Annotated in this window: 22 protein-coding genes; 12 read left to right on the top strand and 10 right to left on the bottom strand. The window is 66.2% G+C overall.

What is annotated here, in order from left to right; translation table 11 throughout:
* The first annotated feature begins 385 nt into the window (after positions 1–385).
* The 5 genes from ACOFKW_RS01185 to ACOFKW_RS01165 all read left to right on the top strand — a co-directional run bounded on the left by ACOFKW_RS01185 (position 386) and on the right by ACOFKW_RS01165 (position 6,318).
* Positions 386–2,638: a TonB-dependent receptor gene (locus ACOFKW_RS01185; protein ID WP_419815524.1), complete on the top strand. Its 2,253-nt coding sequence runs from the start codon at positions 386–388 to the stop codon at positions 2,636–2,638.
* A 60-nt stretch (positions 2,639–2,698) separates the two neighbouring features.
* Positions 2,699–4,003, top strand: coding sequence for an amidohydrolase family protein (locus ACOFKW_RS01180; protein WP_419815523.1), 1,305 nt, complete (start codon positions 2,699–2,701; stop codon positions 4,001–4,003).
* A 40-nt stretch (positions 4,004–4,043) separates the two neighbouring features.
* Positions 4,044–4,394, top strand: coding sequence for a DUF3147 family protein (locus ACOFKW_RS01175; protein WP_419815522.1), 351 nt, complete (start codon positions 4,044–4,046; stop codon positions 4,392–4,394).
* 107 nt (positions 4,395–4,501) lie between these two features.
* Positions 4,502–5,908 carry a magnesium transporter gene (mgtE, locus tag ACOFKW_RS01170; RefSeq protein WP_419815521.1) on the top strand — a complete coding sequence of 469 codons (1,407 nt, stop codon included), beginning with the start codon at positions 4,502–4,504 and terminating at the stop codon, positions 5,906–5,908.
* Positions 5,905–6,318 (top strand): DUF1489 domain-containing protein, encoded by a 414-nt coding sequence (locus tag ACOFKW_RS01165; protein ID WP_419815520.1) that lies wholly within the window; start codon positions 5,905–5,907, stop codon positions 6,316–6,318. Before mgtE ends, ACOFKW_RS01165 begins: the two co-directional genes overlap by 4 nt.
* On the opposite strand, the gene ACOFKW_RS01160 is transcribed toward ACOFKW_RS01165, so the two are convergent.
* Together ACOFKW_RS01160 and ACOFKW_RS01155 are read right to left on the bottom strand one after the other, a co-directional pair.
* Entirely contained in the window at positions 6,315–7,004 is a 690-nt protein-coding gene (locus ACOFKW_RS01160; RefSeq protein ID WP_419815519.1) for a head GIN domain-containing protein, read from the bottom strand. The genes ACOFKW_RS01165 and ACOFKW_RS01160 overlap by 4 nt on opposite strands.
* 61 nt (positions 7,005–7,065) lie before the next feature.
* A complete protein-coding gene (locus ACOFKW_RS01155) occupies positions 7,066–7,569 on the bottom strand; it encodes a CarD family transcriptional regulator (protein WP_419815518.1) in 504 nt (167 codons plus the stop codon).
* A 314-nt stretch (positions 7,570–7,883) separates the two neighbouring features.
* Here ACOFKW_RS01155 and ACOFKW_RS01150 point away from each other — a divergent pair, with 314 nt between their 5' ends.
* Both ACOFKW_RS01150 and ACOFKW_RS01145 read left to right on the top strand, forming a co-directional pair.
* On the top strand, positions 7,884–10,346 hold the full coding sequence (locus ACOFKW_RS01150; RefSeq protein WP_419815517.1) for a TonB-dependent receptor: 2,463 nt from the start codon (positions 7,884–7,886) through the stop codon (positions 10,344–10,346).
* 337 nt (positions 10,347–10,683) lie between these two features.
* Entirely contained in the window at positions 10,684–10,923 is a 240-nt protein-coding gene (locus tag ACOFKW_RS01145; protein WP_419816995.1) for an SWIB/MDM2 domain-containing protein, read from the top strand.
* 225 nt (positions 10,924–11,148) lie between these two features.
* Here ACOFKW_RS01145 and ACOFKW_RS01140 read toward each other — a convergent pair whose 3' ends face one another.
* The 3 genes from ACOFKW_RS01140 to ACOFKW_RS01130 are packed head-to-tail and all read right to left on the bottom strand — an operon-like array spanning position 11,149 to position 13,054.
* Positions 11,149–11,988, bottom strand: a complete 840-nt coding sequence (locus ACOFKW_RS01140) for a peptidylprolyl isomerase (protein ID WP_419815516.1) — start codon at positions 11,986–11,988, stop codon at positions 11,149–11,151.
* A 39-nt stretch (positions 11,989–12,027) separates the two neighbouring features.
* On the bottom strand, positions 12,028–12,480 hold the full coding sequence (locus tag ACOFKW_RS01135; protein ID WP_419815515.1) for a YaiI/YqxD family protein: 453 nt from the start codon (positions 12,478–12,480) through the stop codon (positions 12,028–12,030).
* Positions 12,481–12,490: 10 nt separating this feature from the next.
* On the bottom strand, positions 12,491–13,054 hold the full coding sequence (locus ACOFKW_RS01130; RefSeq protein WP_419815514.1) for a helix-turn-helix domain-containing protein: 564 nt from the start codon (positions 13,052–13,054) through the stop codon (positions 12,491–12,493).
* Between the two features lie 183 nt (positions 13,055–13,237).
* Here ACOFKW_RS01130 and ACOFKW_RS01125 point away from each other — a divergent pair, with 183 nt between their 5' ends.
* Positions 13,238–13,609, top strand: a complete 372-nt coding sequence (locus ACOFKW_RS01125; RefSeq protein ID WP_419815513.1) for a DUF6456 domain-containing protein — start codon at positions 13,238–13,240, stop codon at positions 13,607–13,609.
* A 1-nt stretch (position 13,610) separates the two neighbouring features.
* Here the strand turns inward: ACOFKW_RS01125 and ACOFKW_RS01120 are convergent, their stop codons facing one another.
* The 4 genes from ACOFKW_RS01120 to ACOFKW_RS01105 all read right to left on the bottom strand — a co-directional run bounded on the left by ACOFKW_RS01120 (position 13,611) and on the right by ACOFKW_RS01105 (position 17,706).
* Positions 13,611–14,744 carry an acyl-CoA dehydrogenase family protein gene (locus ACOFKW_RS01120; protein ID WP_419815512.1) on the bottom strand — a complete coding sequence of 378 codons (1,134 nt, stop codon included), beginning with the start codon at positions 14,742–14,744 and terminating at the stop codon, positions 13,611–13,613.
* A 115-nt stretch (positions 14,745–14,859) separates the two neighbouring features.
* Positions 14,860–16,080 (bottom strand): acyl-CoA dehydrogenase family protein, encoded by a 1,221-nt coding sequence (locus tag ACOFKW_RS01115; protein ID WP_419815511.1) that lies wholly within the window; start codon positions 16,078–16,080, stop codon positions 14,860–14,862.
* Between the two features lie 90 nt (positions 16,081–16,170).
* Complete coding sequence (locus tag ACOFKW_RS01110; protein ID WP_419815510.1) at positions 16,171–17,307, bottom strand: hypothetical protein; 1,137 nt, start codon at positions 17,305–17,307, stop codon at positions 16,171–16,173.
* Between the two features lie 60 nt (positions 17,308–17,367).
* Positions 17,368–17,706 (bottom strand): hypothetical protein, encoded by a 339-nt coding sequence (locus tag ACOFKW_RS01105; protein ID WP_419815509.1) that lies wholly within the window; start codon positions 17,704–17,706, stop codon positions 17,368–17,370.
* A gap of 82 nt (positions 17,707–17,788) precedes the next feature.
* Between ACOFKW_RS01105 and ACOFKW_RS01100 the strand changes: the two genes are divergently transcribed.
* Genes ACOFKW_RS01100 through tatC form a run of 3 tightly spaced genes read left to right on the top strand, consistent with a single transcriptional unit; the run spans position 17,789 to position 19,308 of the window.
* The gene (locus tag ACOFKW_RS01100; RefSeq protein WP_419815508.1) at positions 17,789–18,046 is read left to right on the top strand and encodes a twin-arginine translocase TatA/TatE family subunit; all 258 of its coding nucleotides are present in this window, start codon (positions 17,789–17,791) and stop codon (positions 18,044–18,046) included.
* A 9-nt stretch (positions 18,047–18,055) separates the two neighbouring features.
* Entirely contained in the window at positions 18,056–18,511 is a 456-nt protein-coding gene (gene tatB, locus ACOFKW_RS01095) for a Sec-independent protein translocase protein TatB (protein WP_419815507.1), read from the top strand.
* Entirely contained in the window at positions 18,511–19,308 is a 798-nt protein-coding gene (gene tatC / locus ACOFKW_RS01090; protein ID WP_419815506.1) for a twin-arginine translocase subunit TatC, read from the top strand. The genes tatB and tatC overlap by 1 nt, the downstream gene beginning before the upstream one ends.
* 57 nt (positions 19,309–19,365) lie before the next feature.
* Here the strand turns inward: tatC and ACOFKW_RS01085 are convergent, their stop codons facing one another.
* A complete protein-coding gene (locus ACOFKW_RS01085; protein ID WP_419815505.1) occupies positions 19,366–19,506 on the bottom strand; it encodes an entericidin A/B family lipoprotein in 141 nt (46 codons plus the stop codon).
* Positions 19,507–19,834: 328 nt separating this feature from the next.
* Here ACOFKW_RS01085 and ACOFKW_RS01080 point away from each other — a divergent pair, with 328 nt between their 5' ends.
* Positions 19,835–20,308 (top strand): pyridoxamine 5'-phosphate oxidase family protein, encoded by a 474-nt coding sequence (locus ACOFKW_RS01080; protein WP_419815504.1) that lies wholly within the window; start codon positions 19,835–19,837, stop codon positions 20,306–20,308.
* Positions 20,309–20,311: the final 3 nt, after the last annotated feature.

Below are 20,311 nucleotides of genomic sequence, written 5' to 3'. Positions count from 1 at the left end.
AATGCCGGGTGCGGATGCCGGGGGTCGCGGTGCCACCTGCCGGACGACTGCCAGCGACTGAGCAAACGTCACTGGCTGAGAGCTTTAACCAATTCGTGTTGACGCGACGCAACCCGTGTTGCAGCTTATGTCGACAAAGACGGCACCGCCGATTGCGCGCACGACCTGAGTTTCGAGCACGTTACGGACGGAAAATTGGGGTGGGACCCGCAGATCGGGGTTCGTTGAAGGCCATGGGGCGGGCTGATCAGGCTGGATAATCGGCAACGCTCGTTCAGGTCCGGCAAGGATCGGGCGAGTCAACAACGTGACTGAAACAAGGGGAATACCAAAGGTGGGCATCGGAATTACGCGGGCACATGGCCCGGCGACGCGACGCGCGATATTGCTGGCGGCTTCAATGCTGGCGCTCGGCACGGCAAATGTAGCGCTGGCACAGGATACGGCATCTGCTGCCGCCGGCCCGGCTGCCGAGGACGGCGAGATCATCGTCACGGCGTTGAAGCGTTCGACCAACCTGCAGGAAACGCCGATCTCGATGTCTGCAGTCACTGGCGCGGCGATCGCCAATTCGGGTGTCCAGAGCATCGCCGACCTCAACGCCTCGGTCCCCAGCCTCAGCTTCGTCGACGGCGGCCCGTCGCAGCGCCGCGTCGTCATCCGCGGCATCCAGGCGGCGGGCGAGCCGACCGTCGGCACCTATTACGACGAGACGCCTGTCACCGGCGCGATCGGTGCGGCCAACGACGCCGGCGGCTCGACGCCGGAGCTCCGCCTGTTCGATGTCGAGCGCGTCGAGGTGCTGCGCGGGCCGCAGGGCACGCTGTACGGCTCCGGCTCGATGGGCGGCACGTTGCGCATCATCTACGCCAAGCCCGGCTTCGACACCGAGAGCAGCGCCGATGTCAGCCTGTCCGACACCAATGGCGGCGGCCTCAACTATGAAGCCAGCGGCATGGTCAACCTGCCGGTCGTCGACGACAAGATCGCCGTTCGCGCCGTCGGATTCTATCGCAATGCCAATGGCTACATCGACAATACCTCGCTCGGCATCAAGAACATCAACGATATCGAGAGCTATGGCGGCCGCTTCCTGATCCGCATGAAGCCGACCGAGGACTGGACGCTGGACCTCGCCACGTACGTCAACCGGACGCGTACCGACACCAATTCGTGGACGCTGGCATCGGGCAAGTACAAGTCCGACGCGCTGACCCGCCAGCCGGTCAGCGACGACCTCGAACTGTACAGCGCCACCAGCAATTACGACTTCGGCAGCGTCAACCTGACCGGCGTGGTGTCGTACATGCACCGCGACCTGTCGACGGTTTCCGACGTGTCGCGCTACATCCAGTCGAACCGTACCGCCGGGCGCTGCGCAGCGCTGGCGAACGGCGGCGCCGCGTGCAACCCGACGCAGCTTTCGAGCTTCTTCGGCCTGGTCGACAGCCAGTCCTATTCGGCGCTGTACCCGCAGCAGGACATGGACGCCTGGACCGGCGAGTTGCGGCTGAGCTCGGACGGCAGCGGACCGCTCAACTGGACGGTCGGCGGCTTTTACTCCGATCGCCGGACCAAGGTCGCCAATCCGCAGCTCAACACCGACCGGGTCACCGGCGTCATCATCGAGCCGCAGCAGATCGGCACCTATCGCCTGATCGACGATTCGCTGAAGCAGACGGCGGGCTTCGGCGAGGTGTCATGGGACATCACCGATCGCCTGAACCTGACCGGCGGCGCGCGTTACTTCGACTACAAGAAGAACATCGAAGGCCAGACCCCGCTCGGCTCGATCCTCGTCGGGGCGCGCATCACGCCGCTGACCACGGTCAAGTCGAACGAGAACGGCTGGGTGTTCAAGGGCAATGCATCGTTCAAGATCACTTCGAACGTCATGCTTTATGGCGAGGCGGCGCAGGGCTTCCGGCCGGGCGGCGCGAACCAGGTGCTCGGGCTCGCTGCCGGCCTGACGCCGTACCAGTCCGACAGCCTGTGGAACTATGAGGTCGGCCTCAAGAACACCCTTTTCGACCGCCGGCTGACCTTCAACATCGATGCCTTCCAGATCGACTGGAGTGACATGCAGATCACCGGGCGCACGCCGAACGGCGCCTTCTCGTTCATCACCAACGCCGGCAAGGCGCGGGTTCGCGGCATCGAGATCGAGACCACCGCCCGGCCGCTCGACGGCTTCTCGCTGACCGGCAACGCCGCCTATGTCGACGCCAAGCTGACCGAGAACCAGGCGACCGCCAACGTCAGCGCTGCCGGGCTGAAGGGCGATCGCATCCCCTATGTGCCTAAGTTCACCGCCGGTATTGCCGCTCAATACGAGTGGGCGATCAACCCCGGCCTCTCGGGCTTTGCACGCATCGACGCCAATTACGTCGGCGGGTCCTACTCGGAATTCCGGCCGACCGGCACCTATACCCGCTACATCGGCGACTATGGCCTGATCAACGCGCGGATCGGCGTCGAGCATCCCGACAGCAAGTGGGGCGTCTACCTGTTCACCACCAACCTGCTGAACTCGGTAGCGATCACGCGCGAGACTTCGAGTGCGCTTGCCCTCGGACGGACCTTGGTCAACAGCGCAGCGCCGCGGACGATCGGCATCAACCTGCGCCGCGACTTCTGATCCAGGGCGGCGCCCCGACAAGGGCGCCGCCGACCGGCCCGACCTTCATCTGGAGTTGTCATGACCCGCCGCATTTCGCTGAGCATCCTGCCACTGCTGTTGTGCGCGGTATCCGCGCCCGCCATCGCCGCCGACCTTGCCGTCCATGCCGGTCATCTGATCGACGGCGTCTCGGCCAAGGCGCGCGACAAGGTCACGATCATCATCCACGACGACCGCATCGTCGCGGTCCAGGACGGCTTCGTCAGCCCGGCGGGCGCCACGGTGGTCGACTTGTCGGCGGCGACGGTGCTGCCCGGCCTGATCGATACGCACGATCACATCACCATGGAATACACCGGCAAGAACCCGGTCGCCGAGCGCGTCACCACCAACGACCTCGACACGGTGCTGAAGTCGGTCGGCTCCGCCAGGCGCACGCTCGATGCGGGCTTTACCTCGATCCGCGACGTCGGCGGCGAGACCAGCGTCGTCATCGCCTTGAAGCGGGCGATTGCCAGTGGCGCCATCGTCGGCCCGCGGATGTGGGTGGCAGGCTATCCGCTCGGCCCCAGCGGCGGCCACGGTGATCCGCAGAACGGCCTGCGCGAGGATCTCGACATGCACGGCGCCGGCAAGGTCATCGACGGCCCCGAGGAAGCCGCGAAGATCGTCCGCCAGATGCACCGCGAGGGCGTCGACCTGATCAAGATCATGCCGAGCGGCGGCGTCCTCAGCATCGGCGACGATCCCAACCACACGCTAATGACCGACGCCGAGATCAGCGCCGTCGTCACCACCGCGCACAGCCTCGGCATGAAGGTGGCGGCGCATGCGCACGGCCAGAACGCCATCGTTCGCGCCGCCGTGCTGGACGTGGACTCGGTCGAGCACGGCTCGTTCGGCGACGCCGATGCATACAAGGCGATGAAGGAGCACGGCACTTACCTCGTGCCGACCCTGCTGGTCGCCGACACGGTCGTCCGCATCGCCAAGGCGCACCCGGAGTCGCTGCCGCCGTCGTCAGCCAAAAAGGCGCTCGAGGTCGGTCCGATCACCATCGTCAACCTCGGCAAGGCCTATCGCGCCGGGGTCAAGATCGCCTTTGGCACCGACCAGGGTGTCGCCCCGCACGGCACCAACGCGCAGGAGTTCGCGCTGCTGGTCCGGGCCGGGATGACGCCGGCGGACGCGATCAAGGCGGCAACGGTCAACGCCGCCGACCTGCTGGGCGCCACCGCCGACGTCGGCTCGGTCCGGCCGGGGCGCTTCGCCGATCTGATCGCCGTCGCGGGTGACCCGCTCGCCGACGTGACGACGCTGGAGCACGTCGGCTTCGTCATGAAGGGCGGCGTCGTGGTCAAGCCGTGGGGCGCGGCGAAATAGAGGCCGTTGCCCGGCGGCTGAACACCGCTAACGTGTCCGGATGCTGTATCTCCTCGTCAAGGCCATCGTCTCCGGGCTGCTGATCGCGGCGGTGTCCGAGATTGCGCGGCGCAGTCCGGGGTTCGGGGCGCTGGTGGCGTCGTTGCCGCTGGTCTCGGTGCTCGGCATGATCTGGCTGTGGCGCGACACGCATGATCCCGAGCGGATGGCGGCGCACGCCGGGGCGACCTTCTGGTTCGTGTTGCCGTCGTTGCCGATGTTCCTGCTGATCCCGCTACTGCTACGCCACGGCTGGCCGTTCTGGGCGGCGCTGCTGGCGGGGTGCGCCCTGACGATCGCGCTGTACCTGGCGATGACCGCGATCGGTCCGCGGCTCGGCTTGAGGCTGTAGATGTGTCGAGGCTTGGGAGCGCGGTGGCGCCCCTGCCGGCCTTTTCCGTTCCCGATACCGTGAGATAGGCGGATGACGCCAACGCCCGTGTCGCTATAAGGCCGGGCATGGCGGACAACCTCTCCGACACGGCGATCGACGCCGAGGCACCCGGTGCGCTGGACGAAGACGACCAGCTGACTGGCGTGTTCGTCGACAGCATCGTCGACGCGCTCGATGCCGACGACACCGATGCGGTGCTGGCGCTGATCGAGCCGCTGCACCCCGCCGATATCGCCGACCTGTTCGAGCAGGTCCCGGGCGACTACCGCGCGCCGCTGGCGCTGGCACTGGGCGACAAGCTCGACGCCGATGTCTTCGCCGAGATGAACGACTGGGTGAAGAGCGCGCTGCTCGACCGCCTGGACGCCAACCAGGTCGCCGAGATCGCCCAGGCGCTCGATACCGACGATGCCGTCGCGATCATCGAGGACATGGACTCCGACGATGCGCGCGAAGTGCTGCGCGCCATGGACCCCGACGACCGGGCCGCCATCGAGGAGGCGCTGAGCTATCCCGAGGATTCCGCCGGGCGGCTGATGCAGCGCGACCTGGTCGCGGTGCCGGAATATTGGCGGGTCGGGCAGGTCATCGATCACCTGCGCGCCCGGCCGGACCAGCAGACCGACTTCTGGGAGATCTTCGTCGTCGATCCGGCGCACAAGCCGATCGGCACGATGCGCCTGTCGTGGCTGCTGACCGCCGCGCCGGAGATGGCGGTGACCGACATCATGCAGCGCGACCAGACGCTGATTCCGGTCGACCTCGACCAGGAGGAGGTCGGTCTCCGGTTCCAGAAATACGCGCTGATCTCGTGCGCCGTGGTCGATACCTCCGGGCGGCTGGTCGGCGTCATCACCGTCGACGACGTCGTCCACATTATCCAGGAGGAGGCGGGCGAGGACGTCCTGCGCCTGTCGGGAGCCGGTGACGGCGATATCAACGAGCCGATCGGCCACACCATCCGGACGCGCATGTTCTGGCTGCTGATCAACCTCGGCACCGCGATCCTGGCCTCCAGCGTCGTCGCGGCATTCGAGGGCACGATCGCGCGGCTGGTGACGCTGGCGGTGCTGATGCCGATCGTCGCGGGCATGGGCGGCAACGCGGCGACGCAGACGATGGCGGTGACGGTGCGCGCGCTGGCGACCAACCAGCTGACCAGCTCCAATACCCGTCGCATGATCTTCCGCGAGTTCCGCATCGCCGCGGCCAATGGCGCGGGCTTCGGCTTGTTGATGGCGGCAGGCTGCCAGCTGGTCTATCACGACACCGGCTTGAGCCTGGTGCTGGGCGCCGCGATGTTCATCAACAGCCTGATCGCCGGCCTGTCGGGCGTGCTGATCCCGCTGACCCTCGACCGTTTCGAGATCGATCCGGCGGTGACCTCGACGGTGTTCGTCACCACGATGACCGACGTCATGGGGTTCTTCTGCTTCCTCGGCCTGGCGGCGCTGTTCCACCTGACGGCGTGACGCTGCACCTGACCAAGGTCGCGGTCGGCTGTGCCGATATCGCTGCGCTGACCGAGCGGCAGACGCGCTATGCCGTGGTGCCGGGCGAGGTCCGCAACCTGACGCGCTTCATGCCCAAGCGCGCCGCGGAGCTGGTCGGCGGCTCGATCTTCTGGATCATCAAGCACCGGCTGGTGGCGCGGCAGGCGATCATCGGGCTCGATATGGTCAGCACCGACCAGGGCGAGAAGTGTGCGATCCGGCTGGTGCCCGGACCGGTGCCGGTGCTGGGTACGCCCAAGCGCGCGCACCAGGGCTGGCGCTACTTCGAGGCCGCGGACGCACCGCGCGACCTGGCGGCGGGCGATGCTGACCTCGACGAAGTGCCGGCGCTGATGCTGCGCGAATTACAAGCGCTTTGGTTGGTCTAGGCGCAGTTCACCGAGCCGCTGCCGTGCTTGGAGACGCTGCACCGGGCGCCGCCGGTCACGTTGATATCGCCGGAGCCGACCACCGATAGCGACGCCGTCTGGCTGGCGTGCGCATCGATGTCACCCGAGCCGGCGATGCTGGCCTTGAGGCTGCCGCACTTCAGGCCGGTCAGGCTGATGTTGCCCGAGCCCGCGACCGTGAGGCTGGCGCTGTCGCAGCGTCCGGCGGCGGTGATGTCGCCCGATCCGGCGACGTCGAAACTGGCGGTCTGGCTGTCGAGGGCGGCGATGCGGACGTTACCCGAGCCACCGATCGCGGCGGCGAAGGTCGGCACCTTGATGCGGTCGACGGTGATGTTGCCGGAGCCGCCGACATCGAGGGCGCGGACCATCGGCACGGTGACGGCGATGCGCACCTGGCCGTAATTGCCCCAGCTCATGCCCAGACTGCGCTTGTTGCCGATCTTGAGCGTGCCGCCCTCGACGCGGATGTCGAGCCGGTCGAGCGCGCGCTGGTCGCCGCTGGCATGGACTCCAACGGTCTTGCCGGTGGTCACCATGACGTCGGGCGAGCCGCCGAGCGAAATACGGTCGAAGGCACCGACGGGAAAATTCATCTCGGCGGCAGTAGCGGCACTGCCGACGAGCACCGATACGACGGTAGCTAGAATGCGGACGATCATCATGGACTCCCGGGCTGTGTACTAGTTAAATAATACACAGCCCGGTTCGTGTGTCCAGACGAATTTAGGCGGCCTTGAGGACCTGCTCGATCTTGAGCTGCGCGGCCGGCTCGTCGATGTTCTCCATCGCGGCGAGTTCGCGGGCGAGGCGACCGATCGCGGCCTCGTAGATCTGGCGCTCGGAATAGCTCTGCTCGGGCTGGTCCTCGGCACGATGCAGGTCACGCACGACCTCGGCGATCGAGACCAGATCGCCGGAGTTGATCTTGGCCTCATACTCCTGCGCGCGGCGCGACCACATGGTGCGCTTGATCTTGGGCTTGCCCTTCAGGGTGGTCAACGCCTCGAGCAGGGTTGCCTGGCTCGACAGCTTGCGCATGCCGACGCCCTCGGCCTTGTTGGTCGGGACCCGCAGCGTCATCCGCTCCTTCTCGAAACGCAGCACGTAGAGTTCGAGCGACGTCCCGGCGATCTCGGAGCTCTGCACCTCGACGACGCGACCGACACCGTGCTTTGGATAGACGACGTAATCGCCCGCGACGAAATTCAGAGCCTTGGCTGCAGCCATTACCATGTTGTTTCTATCCTTGTTCAGCGCACCCGTCGGGGATAGATCGAACGCCGCGCACCATCGGCGCGTCGGATCGTCAACCTTGCCATATCCCTGCCGGAGCGACCCGTTATCGACCTTTGCCGTACCTGACAGGGGGCACGGCGGCCATTTTGCTTGCGAACTGCGTACGCGCGGAGTGTGTAGCATAAATATGACGCTATTTCCACACTCATCGCCGCCGGGCCGCACTTCCCGGCTGACTTGTCCGCCGCAGTGCGGCACAGGGGCGGAGAACACCCCCGCTGCGTTCGGGGCGACCGGAGACCGTCATGAGTAACCTGCGCACGCTGCTTGCAACTTCCGCGATGATCGCCCTGGCGCTGCCGGCCATCGTCCAGGCCCAGCCGAACGAGGAGCCGGTCGTGCTGTTCGCCAGCGACAAGCTGCCCGCGGTCGACGCCAGCGAGGCCGGCGCCGCAACGGTGACGGCGCTGCCGCATAACGTGCTGGAAGAGCGGAATATCACCACGGCACTGCCGCTACTGCGCTATGTGCCGAACGCCGAGTCGGCGCATAATCCCGGGCTCGGCTCGGCCAACATCTATTATATCCGCGGCATCGGCAGCACCGAGACGCTGTCGACCTTCAACAGCCCGGTCGGCACGTTCGTCGATGGCATCTACCTGAGCCGGCAGGGCAGCAACGACATCGGCTTCTTCGACATCGACCGGGCCGATGTGCGCCGCGGACCCCAGGGTGTGCTGTTCGGTCGCAACACGTCCGGCGGTGCTGTCGATATCTCGCTGGCCCGTCCGGGCGACAAGCTCGCCGGCTTCCTGGAGGGCGGCTACGGCAGCTTCGGTCGCAAGGAAACCCGCGGCTCGGTCGACGTGCCGTTCGGCAGCGGCATCTCGGTCAAGGTCTCGGGCTATTATTCCGACGACAAGGGCTATGTCCGCGATACCACGACGGGTGCGCGCCTCAACGATGGCGACCGCGCCGGACTGCGCGGTGCGGTGCAGTTCAAGCCGACCGAGCGCCTGACCTGGAACCTGTCGGCGGCGTACATGCGCGACAACAGCGACAATATCCTGAACTTCGACTGCGATCCGGCCAATACCAGCCGCTGCAAGGGGCGTTACGCAACCACCGGCCTGCCCGAAAGCGGCCTTGGCATCGGCACGCTGTTCGCCGGCACGACGACCCCGGTCAGCGGCCGCAAGGGCAATTTCGGCCTTGGCAACCGGGCTGAGACCCAGCTCTACACCTCGCAGATCGACTATGATTTCGGCGGCGCGCTGCTCAGCCTGATCACCGGCGGCGCCAAGCAGACGCAGCGCTATGCGATCGACTTCGCCGACGGCCGCGCCCTGCCGACGGTCGCCAACCCGGTGCCGGCCGTGCAGGGCTATGCGCGCGGCGGCTACACCATCCTCAACGACAGCGATCACAGCCAGTTCAGCCAGGAGGTCAAGCTGGGCGGCAAGCTGTTCGGCGAGACGCTCGATTACGTCGTCGGCGGCTCCTATTATCACGAGGGCGACACCACCGACTTCGCCGACATACTCAGCAGCGGCACCGGGGCCACAAGCGCCTCCGCCGTTCTCGCCGACCGCACCATCCGGACCTCGACCAACGCCAAGGCCGGCTATGTCCAGCTCGGCGCCAATCTCGGCGAGCGCATCCGGCTGACCGGCGGCGTGCGCTATACCGACGAGACGCGCAAATTCTCGATCGTCGACAACCGCGCCACTTGCGGCGCCGCGCCATGCCTGGCCGACGGCAACCTCGGGCTGATTCCGAACCGGCAGCACGACAAGATCTGGACGCCGAGCGCCTCCGCCAGCTTCAAGGCGACCGACGACATCAGCCTGTTCGCCAGTGCGACGCGCGGCTACACCGCCGGCGGCTGGAACGGCCGCGCCACCACCGCTGCCGGCCTGACGCCGTTCGGCACGGAGAAGGTCTGGACCTATGAGGGAGGCGTCAAGACGCACTTCCTCGACGACCGGCTGCGGGTCAATCTGACCGGCTTCTACCTCGATACGAACAATCTCCAGGTCGCCTCGGCGAGCGTCGACCCGACGACCGGCGGTATCGGCTATGCGACGCGCGACGTCGGTTTCCGCAACAAGGGTGCCGAGATCGAGATCGTCACGATGCCGGTGAAGGGCCTGACCCTGCACGCCCAGGCCGGTTATCAGGATGCGCGCTATAAGATCGGCGACGGCTTGGGGGCCGATGCCTATGGCCTGAAGTCGGTGCGCCAGCAGCAGCTCGACTGTAGCGCCCAGTTGGCGGCGCGCCGGGTGCCGCTGGCACCGACGGGCCTTGGCAACGCGCCCGACTGCGCCGTCGGGATCGTCGATGCGAACGGCAACATCGCGCGGCCGGTGCGGACGCCGAAGCTCAGCCTCGCTGCCGGGGCGAGCTATGACTACGCCATCCCGCCTGCCGGCATCGTCCTGCAGCCCTCGGCGACGGTGATGTACCGTTCGAAGTCGGAAGTCGGCACAGCGAACAACAGCCTGTTCACCGGCTCGGTCACCAGCGGGTCGGGCGCGGTCTATGCGGCCAATCCGTTCGGCGGCGACTTCATCTCCGGCTCGCTGGTCAAGTCGTTCTGGCAGGTCGACGGCGGCCTTTCGATGCGCACCGACGACGGCAACTGGACGGTCGCGGTCGAGTGCCAGAACTGCTTCGACAAAGCTTACGTCCAGTCGACGGTGGCAAATTACAGCTACCTGAATCCGCCGCGCACCTGGCTCGTTCGCGCCAAGCGGGTCTTCTAAAGTCGGTGGTACAGGCAAAAGACTGCCGACGTGTTCAGAAAAAGCCATGAAATGAGCAAATCCTCCTTCGATGGAGGCTTGTCCCGGTTGCACGCTGCCCGACTTGCGTTAAGGTCGAGACCCGGACGGCGCAGCGCCACTGTCGGCCCATAGCGACTGTGTTCCGAACGAAGTGAGGGGAGCAACTATGGCATCACCACCCAAGAAGGGCGACGACGAAGCTAAGACCGAGAAGAAGGCACCTGCTGCCAAGGCACCGGCAGCGAAGAAGGCTCCAGCCGCCAAGAAGGCGCCTGCCGCCAAGAAGGACAAGGATCCGAATGCGCCGCCGCGCAAGATGGACGCTTTGCAGAAGCCGCTGACCCCGTCACCGGAACTCGCAGCGATCGTCGGTCCCGGCATGCACGCTCGCGGCCAGGTGGTCAGCAAGGTGTGGGAATATATCCGCAAGCACAATCTCCAGAATCCAGCCGACAAGCGTGAAATCCTTGCCGACGCGGCGCTGAAGAAGGTCTTCGGTCGTGACAAGTGCACGATGTTCGAGATGAACAAGTATCTCGCCCAGCACCTGAAGTAGGGTCTACGGCGACGGTGCGGCGCTGCAACCTTGCAGGGCCGCACCGTCGATCGTTCCGGCTTCCCGGGACGATCCCAATTTTTGAAAGGCGATCACATGGCGAGCGGCGAACAACGCGGCAGCAAGGAAACGCGCAAGCCCAAAAAGGCCAAGGTCAAGACGATCGCGGCCAACCCGTCGAGCAAGGGCACCGTCAAGCCGAGCTAGGTTGTCCTGTCCGCTGGCCTAGGGCTGGCGGCGAACCGGGATCTTGACGTTACAGATGTCGACACCGCCGGCGGGGCGGTTGAAGAACTCCTCGCGGCGGTTGGCGCGTGCCTCGATCAGCGCCCGAAAGCTGGCACTGCCGGTATCCATGACCTCGAACCGCGGCCGCGATGCCGCCGGCAGGTCGGACGCCAGCCGAACGGAAGTCAGCGCCACCTTCTCCGGATCGGTCTTGTAGAAGCCCATCGCCTCGCTGCCCCGCGGCAGTGCGCTCCAGGCCTCGATATTCTCGATCACCCGTCCGACCAGCGCGATGTTGCGATCGAGATGCCGCGGCGCCTGGCCGATCACTGCATATAGCTCACTGCCGTCGCCATTGTCGGGCGCCAGGTTACGGCCGACGCCGACCATTCCATAGCAATGCACCAGCCATTGCTTGTCGCCATCCATTGCGGCCTGCCAGCCTTCGCTGAACCCGGCACGGCCATAGGGGTCGGGGTAGGGCAGGGGCGTGAAGGCGTGGCCCTCGGCCGGACGCTCGTATTCCGGCGGCAGTTTGGGGCCGGTGCCGGTCTTGCCGTCGCTGCCCTTGATCGCCCATTGCACGACGTAATTGTCCTGGACGCGGATAATCGCGCCGCCGTCGAAGCGGTGGCTCGCGACCAGCGCGCGGATGGCGGCGACGTGACGGGGCGCAAAGCCGGGCGCCAGCTCGATCACGACATTGCCCTTGGGCGTGTTGACCAGCATCAGATTCTCGGGCGGAATGGCGCGCCACGCGGTGGGTGGGGCGTCCTTCTCGATGCCGGCGACGGTGGCCGGGGTGGCGGCGGCGAGCAGTGCGGCGAGGATGATCATCGCGCCAGTGTCGCGCCCGCCTCACAGCGATGCAAGGGCTCAGCCGCGCTTGAGCCTGACCAGCGCGGCGTCGAGTGCGGACAGGAAGCGCGAGCGATCGGCAGCGACGAACGGCGCCGGGCCGCCGCGATCCTCGCCCATGGCGCGGCGATGCTCGGCCAGCGCGCGGGAGGCGACGGCATTGCCGATCGAGGCAGGGGTGAACGGCTTGCCGGTGTGGCCCAGCACGGTGGCGCCCAGCTTGACGCAGCGGTCGGCGAGTAGGATGTCGCCGGTGACGACGATTCTGGCCGGGCCGGCACGCTCCGCGATCCAGTCGTCGGCGGCGTCGAAGCTGTCGGCCACGACGATCTGCTCGACCAACGGGCCGACGGGGACGCGAAACCAGTTGTTGGCGACCACCTTGACCGGCACCGCGTGGCGGCCCGCGACCCGGTAGATCTCGTCCTTGACCGGGCAGGCGTCGGCATCGACGAAGATCGTCAGGTCCATGACGGCGGCTTTACAGCGCGCGGATGAGGGTCCGGGCAACGGCGAGCCAAGCGGCGTCGCCGACGACGACCTGGCGGGCGCCGGCTGCGGTCGGCAGGATCTGCAGCTTGCCACCCTCGATTGCCGCGAGGCGCCCGAAGACGAAGCGGCCACCCGAGCGCGGCGCGAGCACGTCACGGTTGACGGCGCGGTTGAAGTCGGTCGGCTCCAGCTTGTCTAGCCACAGCGCATCGCCGGCGCGGTAGTCACCGACGGCGACCTCGAACGACACGCCGACGGCCTCGCCGGCGGGAGCGGGGGCCAGCAACGTCGCGGCCTTGCGCGGCGCGACCGGACCCTCGGCGGCGTACACCGCGGACACGGGGACATCGACGCGGTCGGGCAGGGTGACCAGGGTCGCGGCTTCGACGCCCAGCGCCTTGGCGATCCGGTTGAGCCAGCCGACCGAGACGGTCCGCATGCCGGTCTCGAGGCGACCGATGGTCTGGGCGGTGGTCGGTGGAACACAGGCGGCAGCGACTTCGTGAAGTGTCATTCCCTTGGCTTTGCGAACTTCACGGATGCGGGTGATCATCGATGTGCCTTGAATAAACCTGTACGGTTACCTCTGTCCTACAGTTGAACGTTTGTGGCAAGACCTTTTCGAATAGTTAAAAAAAGGGTTATCGATGGTTAAGGCATTGCCACTGAAGCAAGTCGCTGATGTTGTTGCGCTGCCGTCACGAAACAGACTGATGTCGACGCGTCGGCTGGCGCCATGGCCTGGCTGGCGCGTCGCGGCATGGTCACGGCGCGCCAGTTCGAGGCGGGTGAGCGACTGCGCGGCGACTTCATGCGGGCCGGGACGATGCCTTCGGTGACGATGAACTGGCAGCCGTCGACATCGGCAAAGGGCGCGCGCGCCGCTCCGGCCGGGCTCGATCCGACGATGGCGCGGTTGCAGGCGCGCGAACGCTTCGACGGCGCGGTCGCGGCAGCGGGTCCCGGCTTGTCCGATGTGCTGTGGCGCGTCGTCTGCATGGGCGAGGGGTTGGAAACCGCCGAGCGCGCTCTGTCGTGGCCGGCGCGAGCGGGCAAGCTGGTGCTGTGCCTCGCCCTCGACCGGGTCGCCGACCACTACCGGGTATAGGTCAGTCCATCAGGCTTTCGTAGCGCTGCAGATGATAGTCGGCATCGCCGAACTGGCCCTCGATCATCGTCGCGCGCTTGAAATAATGGCCGACCGCCAGCTCGTTCGAAATGCCGATGCCACCGTGGATCTGGACCGCGTTCTGGCCGACGAACCGGCAGACGCGGGCGATCTTGATCTTGGCGGAGGACGCGGCCTTGGCACGCTTGTCGGCATCCTCGCCAAGGTTGAGGGTGGTCATCAAGGTCATCGATACGGCCTGCTCGACCTCCATGAACATGTCGACCATGCGGTGCTGCAGGACCTGGAAGTCGGCGATCGGCCGGCCGAACTGCTTGCGCTGGCGAGCGTAGTCGAGCGTGTCGGCGTGGAGGCGGCGGGTGACGCCCGAGGCTTCAGCCGCGAGCGCGGCGATGGCCTCGTCGACGACCTGCTCGACCAGCGGCAGGCCGGCGCCCTCGGCTCCGAGTAGCGTTCCCGCATCGGCGCGAACGTTCTCGAAATAGACTTCGGCAGCGCGGGCGCCGTCGACGGTCGGATAGTCGCGGCGCGTGATGCCGGCGCTGTTGGCGGGGATCAGGAACACCGAGACGCCGTCGCTGTCGCGCTGGCCGCCGGCGGTGCGCGCGGTGACGATATAGTGCGTCGCGAACGGCGCATCGCGAACCACGGCCTTGTGGCCGTTGATGATGAAGCCATCGCCGTCCTTGCGGGCGCTGGTGCGCAGGTCGGCGAGGTTGTAGCGGCCCTGCGGCTCGGCATAGGCGAAGGCGATGATCGCGCTGCCGTCGATGATCTTGGGGATGACCTCGCCGGCGATGGCGCCACCGGCGGCCTTTAGGAAGCCGCCGCCGATGACGACGGTCGACAGGTACGGCTCGATGACCAGCGCTTTGCCGATCTCCTCCATGATGACCATGTTGTCGATCGCACCGCCGCCGAGGCCGCCATGCTCCTCGCTGAACGAGGCGCCGAGAATGCCGAGCTCCTCGGCAAAGGCCTTCCATACGGCCGGGTTCCAGCCGAGGTCGCCGTTCACCGTCTGCATGCGCGCGTCGAAGCTATAGGTATCGGCGAGATAGCGGGCGACGGAGTCGCGCACCATCGTCTGCTCGTCGGAATAGTTGAAATCCATGGTCGATCCCCAAGGTCTTGTTATGGTTCGTCATCCCGGCGCAGTGAGGGACCGATCAGGCGAAATCCCGGCTTGATAGGTCCCAGCCTGCGCCGGGATGACGGGAGGAATTAAATCAGAGCCCCAGCACCATCTTCGCGATGATGTTGCGCTGGATCTCGTTCGAGCCGCCGTAGATCGACGTCTTGCGCATGTTGAAATAGGTCGGCGCAGCGCGGTGGGCATAATCCGGCCCGATCGGATGCTCGTTGTCGCCCTCGCCGAAGCCGCGGAAATAGGGTGCGCCGTAATGGCCGACCGCTTCCAGCGCCAGTTCGGTGATGCGCTGCTGGATCTCGGTACCCTTGATCTTGAGGAGCGAGGACTCAGGCCCTGGGCCTTTGCCGGATGACTCGCCGGCCAGCGTCCGCAGCTCGGTGAACTCGAGCGCGGTCAGGTCGACCTCCAGTTCGGCGACCTTGCGCTTGAAAAACGGATTGGACATCAGCGGCGCGCTTTCGGTGCCGAAGCTGTCGACTTCGGCGCGGGCGATGGTCTTGATCCGCTCGACGCCGCGCTTGGAGGCAGCGACGCCGGCGATCCCGGTCCGCTCGTGCGCCAGCAGGAACTTGGCGCAGGTCCAGCCCTTGTTCTCGTGGAAGACGCGGTTCTCGACGGGGACGATGACGTCCTCCAGCCAGACCTCGTTGACCTCATGCTCGCCGCCCAGCGTGATGATCGGGCGGACGGTGATGCCCGGCGTCTTCATGTCGATGAGCAGGAAGCTGATGCCCTCCTGCGGCTTCACGGTCGGATCGGTGCGGACCAGGAAGAAGCCCCAGTCGGCGTGCTGGGCCAGCGTCGTCCAGGTCTTCTGGCCGTTGACCTTATAATATTCCTTGCCGTCGTCGCCGGTGAAGCGCTCCGCCTTGGTGCGTAGGTTGGCGAGGTCCGACCCGGCGCCCGGCTCGGAATAGCCCTGGCACCACCACACTTCGCCCGACAGGATGCCGGGCAGGTGCTGCGCCTTTTGCTCGGGACTGCCGAACGCCATGATGACGGGCGCGACCATGTTGAGGCCGAACGGCAGCAGCCGCATCGCGTCGGCGCGGGCGCTCTCCTCCGCGAAGATGAAGCGCTGCACGCTGGTCCAGCCGGTGCCGCCATATTCCTTGGGCCAGGCGATGCCGGCCCAGCCTTGCTTGGCCAGGGCGCGGTGCCAGGAGAGGAAATCCTCCTTCGACAGCTCCTCGCCCTCGTCGATCTTCGACTTCAGCTGCGGCGGGTAGTTCTCGGTGATGAAGCTGCGGACTTCGGCGCGGAAGGCCGTGTCCTCGGCACTAAAACTCAGGTCCATGCGACGCTCCCCAGCGATCAGGTTGACGTTTACGTTAACATGATCCGTCGCGGGGGTGCAAGCCTCAGGCGGCGCGGCGATTTGGCCGCATCAGGCTGCCTTGGCGTACAGTGTCTGGGCAATGATCTCGGCGCCGCGCTCGGCCGCGCCGTCGATCAGGCCAAAGGCTTCGGTGACGGCAGCGCGCTGTCTGGCGATCATCGCCGGATGGCCGCTACGGGCGCGATCGACCGCGCCGATCACGTCTTCCACGCTATCCGCGACGCTGCCGAGCCGCCATCCGGCATAGCGCGGGTCGCCGCGCCACGCTGCGCCGTGCGCGTTGACGAATGCCACCGGACGCGGGCGTGCGAGGAATTCGTACAACTGGCTCGACATGTCGCCGAGATAGACATCGGCGGCGAGAAGGTAGGTCATGTCGATCAGCTTGGGCGAGCGCAGGTCGACGATGATGCGGCCGGGCTCGGCCAGCGCCTGCCACTCGGCCATGTCCTCCGGGGTCATGTCGTCCGACAGCCGAATGTGGGGCGCGACGACGAGGTTGTAGCGGTCCTGCGCACGGAACCGCTCGATGACGTCACGGGCGACCGGCCATGACGAGATCGCGCTGTCGAAATGCGGATTATAGACCACCACCGGGCGACCGTTGTCGAACAGCGGTGCGACTTCGGGGTGTGTGTGGGTGAGGAAGTCGAGCTTCACATAGCCGCAATCGCGGACCTTGGCCGGGTCGAGATGCTGGACCTCGACGGCGCGCTCGACGTCCTTGCGCCCGGCGACGACGACGAGGTCGAAGGCCTTGAGGCGAGCCTCCGACGACGGCGCGCGGTCGCCGGCACCGTGGCGGAAGTGAATCATCGGCGTCTTGGACAGACCCATCCAGCGCAAATTGGCGGAGGTGCGCTCCGGCGTGATCACCGCTCGGGCGCGGCGCAGGCGGGGGGCGAGGCGCATCAGCATCGGGCCCTTGCGCGCCGTATGGCGGCGGGTGGCACGCGCCAGCCAGTCGGCGACCGGGGGCGGCGGTACATGATCGAGCTTCAGCGCCGGGGCATCGAGCGCGGTGCGGACCCGGGCCAGCGCCGCCCCGGTCTCGGCATCGGGATAGACGCAGGTGATGCAGGTGTCGGGCAGGCGCCGGCTCAACGCGGCAGCGACCGGGGCCAGATGGTAGACCTGATGGGCGCCCCCGATGAACAGGAAGGCGATCTCGCGGGTGTCGGACATGGGTAAGCCAGTTACGCAGGCTCAACTAAATCCACCGTCCGGTCGTAAGTTCCGCCCGTCCTAACCTGCTTTAGTCGGGGCGATCAGGTTGAGGCAGGTCACCGGGTCGTTGGGCAGCCCGGTCGGCTTGCGCGCCTCGGCATAGGTGATGACCGGTCCTACGGCGTACAGGTCGAGGACGCAGGCCTTGCCGCTATATTGCAGCTGCCGCGTCTTGCCCTCGGTGCGGTCGAGGCGGGGCGAGCCGAGCAACGCGATCACCGTCGCCGGGGTCTTGCCCATGACGCGCTCCAGTCCGGGCGGCGCGACATAGGGGCGAGGCGCCGGTTGCGCCGCGATCGGGGTCCGCGCCGGGGTCGTCGCGCAGCCGCCGAGCAGCGCCGTGAGCGCCAGCCCCATTGCAGGGATGACGCGGCGAGCGCGTTGCAGTAGAAACCGGGCATCGGGTGCCCCATATGCCGGCACGCAAGGAGTTCGTTTCATGGGTTCGTTCAGCCTGTTCCATTGGCTCGTCGTCATCCTGGTCATCATGCTGTTGTTCGGACGCGGCAAGATCTCCGACTTGATGGGCGATATGGCCAAGGGCATCAATAGCTTCAAAAAGGGCCTGGCCGACGATCCGGTCACGACGACGCACACCAGCACGGCACCGCCGCAGATCGCACCGGTGCAGGTCGCTCCAGTGCAGGGGGGCCAGCCGGTTGTCCACCCGTCGCCCGCCGAGACGCCGCGCTCGTAAGGCAGACCGGTGTTCGGCATCGATGGCAGCGAGCTGGCGGTCATCGCCATCGTCGCACTGGTGGTCATCGGCCCCAAGGACTTGCCGCGCGTCATGCGCATCGTCGGGCAATGGGTCGGCAAGGGCCGCGCCATGTCGCGCCATGTCCGCGCCGGTTTCGACACGATGATGCGCGAAGCCGAGCTCGACGAGATGCAAAAGCAGTGGGATGCCCAGAATGCCGCGATCATCGCGTCCACCCAGGTGACGACGCTGGATTACAGCGGCCCGGTCGAGGAGGCGCTGACGGTCACGCCGGCCGAGATCGCGCATGACGCGCAGGCCGGTAGCGTCGAGCATGGCGGTGCGGTGATGATGCCGCTCGCCGATACTCCGCCGGCCATCGAGATCGACGTCCATGCCGCGACCCCGGCACCGATGCCGGTGCCGTCTCCCGCGGCTGCGCCTTTGCCGACGACGCACTGATGGTCGACGATCCCGATATCGACGACAACAAGGCTCCGCTGATGGAGCATCTGATCGAGTTGCGGCGCCGGCTGCTGTGGTCGATCGGTGCGCTGATCGTGGCGTTTGGGATCTGCTTCACCCAGTCGCAGCAGATCTTCGACTTCCTGACCCGTCCGCTGGCGCAGGCCTATGGTCCCGGCGTCACCGGCAAGCTGATCTACACCAAGCTGTACGAGGCGTTCTTCGTCAACATCAAGGTGTCGCTGTTCGCCGCCTTCGTGCTGGCGTTCCCGGTGATCGCCAACCAGCTCTGGGCGTTCGTCGCCCCTGGCCTGTACCGGCGCGAGAAGCGGGCGTTCCTGCCATTCCTGATCGCGACGCCGGCGCTGTTCCTGCTCGGTGCATCGCTCGCTTATTATGTCGTGATGCCGACGGCGATGCGGTTCTTCCTCGGCTGGCAGCATAACGGCAGCAAGGGTGGCCTGGCGCAGGAGGCCCTGCCGGCGATGGGCGATTATCTGTCGCTGGTCATGCAGTTCATCATCGCCTTCGGCGTGGCGTTCCTGCTGCCGGTGCTGTTGCTGCTGCTGGAGCGGGCCGGGATCATCCAGCGTTCGCAGCTGATTGCCGGGCGGCGCTATGCCATCGTCGGGGCGGTGATTGTGGCGGCCGTGCTGACGCCGCCGGACGTATGGTCGCAGTTCGCCTTGGCGATCCCGCTGATCATGCTTTACGAAATTTCGATCATCGCGATGTGGTTCACCGAGCGCCGTCGCGCCAAGGAAGCACGCCAGCTTCCGGTAATCGCAGAATAACGACCCGAGGTCGCCAAACGTAAAAGCCGCCCCGGCGAACCGGGGCGGCTGAAATTCCTAGTTCTTAACGTCGTTGGCAGTGTGCGTGACGGCCTTGCCAGCCGAGCTGACGTCCTTACCGGCGCCGGCAACGGTGTTGCAGGCCGTGAGGGCGAGGCCGACGACCAGGGTGGCGGCGATAGCGAGGGACTTGGTCATGCAGATGTCTCCTAAGTGTCGAACTGACGCCGCAACAAACATGCCGCTGCGACGTTGGTTCCGTTAAAACTGGAAGACTGCCCAAGCTCTGAAATAATCGGGCCCGGCCGCATTCGGGGGGGGTGATGCGACCGGGCCCTTGGGAGGATAGCGAGAGCGGGGGGGCAAATATCGCTATCCGAGGTGTAGAACGGCGTCCCTGCAAATCGGTTCCCTGCTTAATGCAGAATATTAATGCAGTCCCGGTTGCGACCCCGGCGGAGGGAACCGGCCGTAACGATGATGCGTCATAGCTGCTTCGAAATGCGAAAATTTGGAGCGCAGGATCATGCAAGACCAGGAAAAGCTGTGGGATGCCATCGAGTCCATCCGGACCGGCATGCTGACCACCGAGGGTAGCGACGGCCTCGAGAGCCGCCCGATGAGCGCCAGCGTCGAGCGTGAGACCAACACGATCTGGTTCATCACCCGCATCGACAGCGCGAAGACCCACGAGATTGCCGACGACGCGCAGGTCAACGTCGCGTTCGGCGATCCCAAGGCTAACAGCTGGGTGTCGGTAACCGGCGTCGCGCGCGTCGTCCGCGATGCGGCCAAGGCGAAGGAACTGTGGTCGCCCTTCGCCGAGGCGTGGATGCCCGAAGGTCCGGAAGCGCCGACGACTGCGTTGATCAAGGTGACGCCGCGCCACGCAACGGTCTGGGATTCACCGAACAAGCTGGTCCAGCTGTTTCAGGTCGCTGCCGCCAACATCACGCAGAAGCCGCCGAGCAGCGGCGACGTCACGCACGTCACGCTGTAAAGC

It is taken from the genome of Glacieibacterium sp., assembly GCF_965200405.1.
GTDB lineage: Bacteria > Pseudomonadota > Alphaproteobacteria > Sphingomonadales > Sphingomonadaceae > Glacieibacterium.
Note: the sequence above shows the minus strand (reverse complement) of the source record. Positions and strands in the feature narration are given on the sequence as shown.

Bases quoted from the DNA above. Each gene is read 5' to 3' on its own strand.
- ACOFKW_RS01180 (WP_419815523.1), top strand. From the start codon at position 2,699: ATGACCCGCCGCATTTCGCTGAGCATCCTGCCACTGCTGTTGTGCGCG.
- ACOFKW_RS01175 (WP_419815522.1), top strand. From the start codon at position 4,044: ATGCTGTATCTCCTCGTCAAGGCCATCGTCTCCGGGCTGCTGATCGCG.
- mgtE (WP_419815521.1), top strand. From the start codon at position 4,502: ATGGCGGACAACCTCTCCGACACGGCGATCGACGCCGAGGCACCCGGT.
- ACOFKW_RS01160 (WP_419815519.1), bottom strand. From the start codon at position 7,004: ATGATGATCGTCCGCATTCTAGCTACCGTCGTATCGGTGCTCGTCGGC.
- ACOFKW_RS01155 (WP_419815518.1), bottom strand. From the start codon at position 7,569: ATGGCTGCAGCCAAGGCTCTGAATTTCGTCGCGGGCGATTACGTCGTC.
- ACOFKW_RS01150 (WP_419815517.1), top strand. From the start codon at position 7,884: ATGAGTAACCTGCGCACGCTGCTTGCAACTTCCGCGATGATCGCCCTG.
- ACOFKW_RS01145 (WP_419816995.1), top strand. From the start codon at position 10,684: ATGGACGCTTTGCAGAAGCCGCTGACCCCGTCACCGGAACTCGCAGCG.
- ACOFKW_RS01140 (WP_419815516.1), bottom strand. From the start codon at position 11,988: ATGATCATCCTCGCCGCACTGCTCGCCGCCGCCACCCCGGCCACCGTC.
- ACOFKW_RS01135 (WP_419815515.1), bottom strand. From the start codon at position 12,480: ATGGACCTGACGATCTTCGTCGATGCCGACGCCTGCCCGGTCAAGGAC.
- ACOFKW_RS01130 (WP_419815514.1), bottom strand. From the start codon at position 13,054: ATGATCACCCGCATCCGTGAAGTTCGCAAAGCCAAGGGAATGACACTT.
- ACOFKW_RS01125 (WP_419815513.1), top strand. From the start codon at position 13,238: ATGGCCTGGCTGGCGCGTCGCGGCATGGTCACGGCGCGCCAGTTCGAG.
- ACOFKW_RS01120 (WP_419815512.1), bottom strand. From the start codon at position 14,744: ATGGATTTCAACTATTCCGACGAGCAGACGATGGTGCGCGACTCCGTC.
- ACOFKW_RS01115 (WP_419815511.1), bottom strand. From the start codon at position 16,080: ATGGACCTGAGTTTTAGTGCCGAGGACACGGCCTTCCGCGCCGAAGTC.
- ACOFKW_RS01110 (WP_419815510.1), bottom strand. From the start codon at position 17,307: ATGTCCGACACCCGCGAGATCGCCTTCCTGTTCATCGGGGGCGCCCAT.
- ACOFKW_RS01105 (WP_419815509.1), bottom strand. From the start codon at position 17,706: ATGGGGCTGGCGCTCACGGCGCTGCTCGGCGGCTGCGCGACGACCCCG.
- ACOFKW_RS01100 (WP_419815508.1), top strand. From the start codon at position 17,789: ATGGGTTCGTTCAGCCTGTTCCATTGGCTCGTCGTCATCCTGGTCATC.
- tatC (WP_419815506.1), top strand. From the start codon at position 18,511: ATGGTCGACGATCCCGATATCGACGACAACAAGGCTCCGCTGATGGAG.
- ACOFKW_RS01085 (WP_419815505.1), bottom strand. From the start codon at position 19,506: ATGACCAAGTCCCTCGCTATCGCCGCCACCCTGGTCGTCGGCCTCGCC.
- ACOFKW_RS01080 (WP_419815504.1), top strand. From the start codon at position 19,835: ATGCAAGACCAGGAAAAGCTGTGGGATGCCATCGAGTCCATCCGGACC.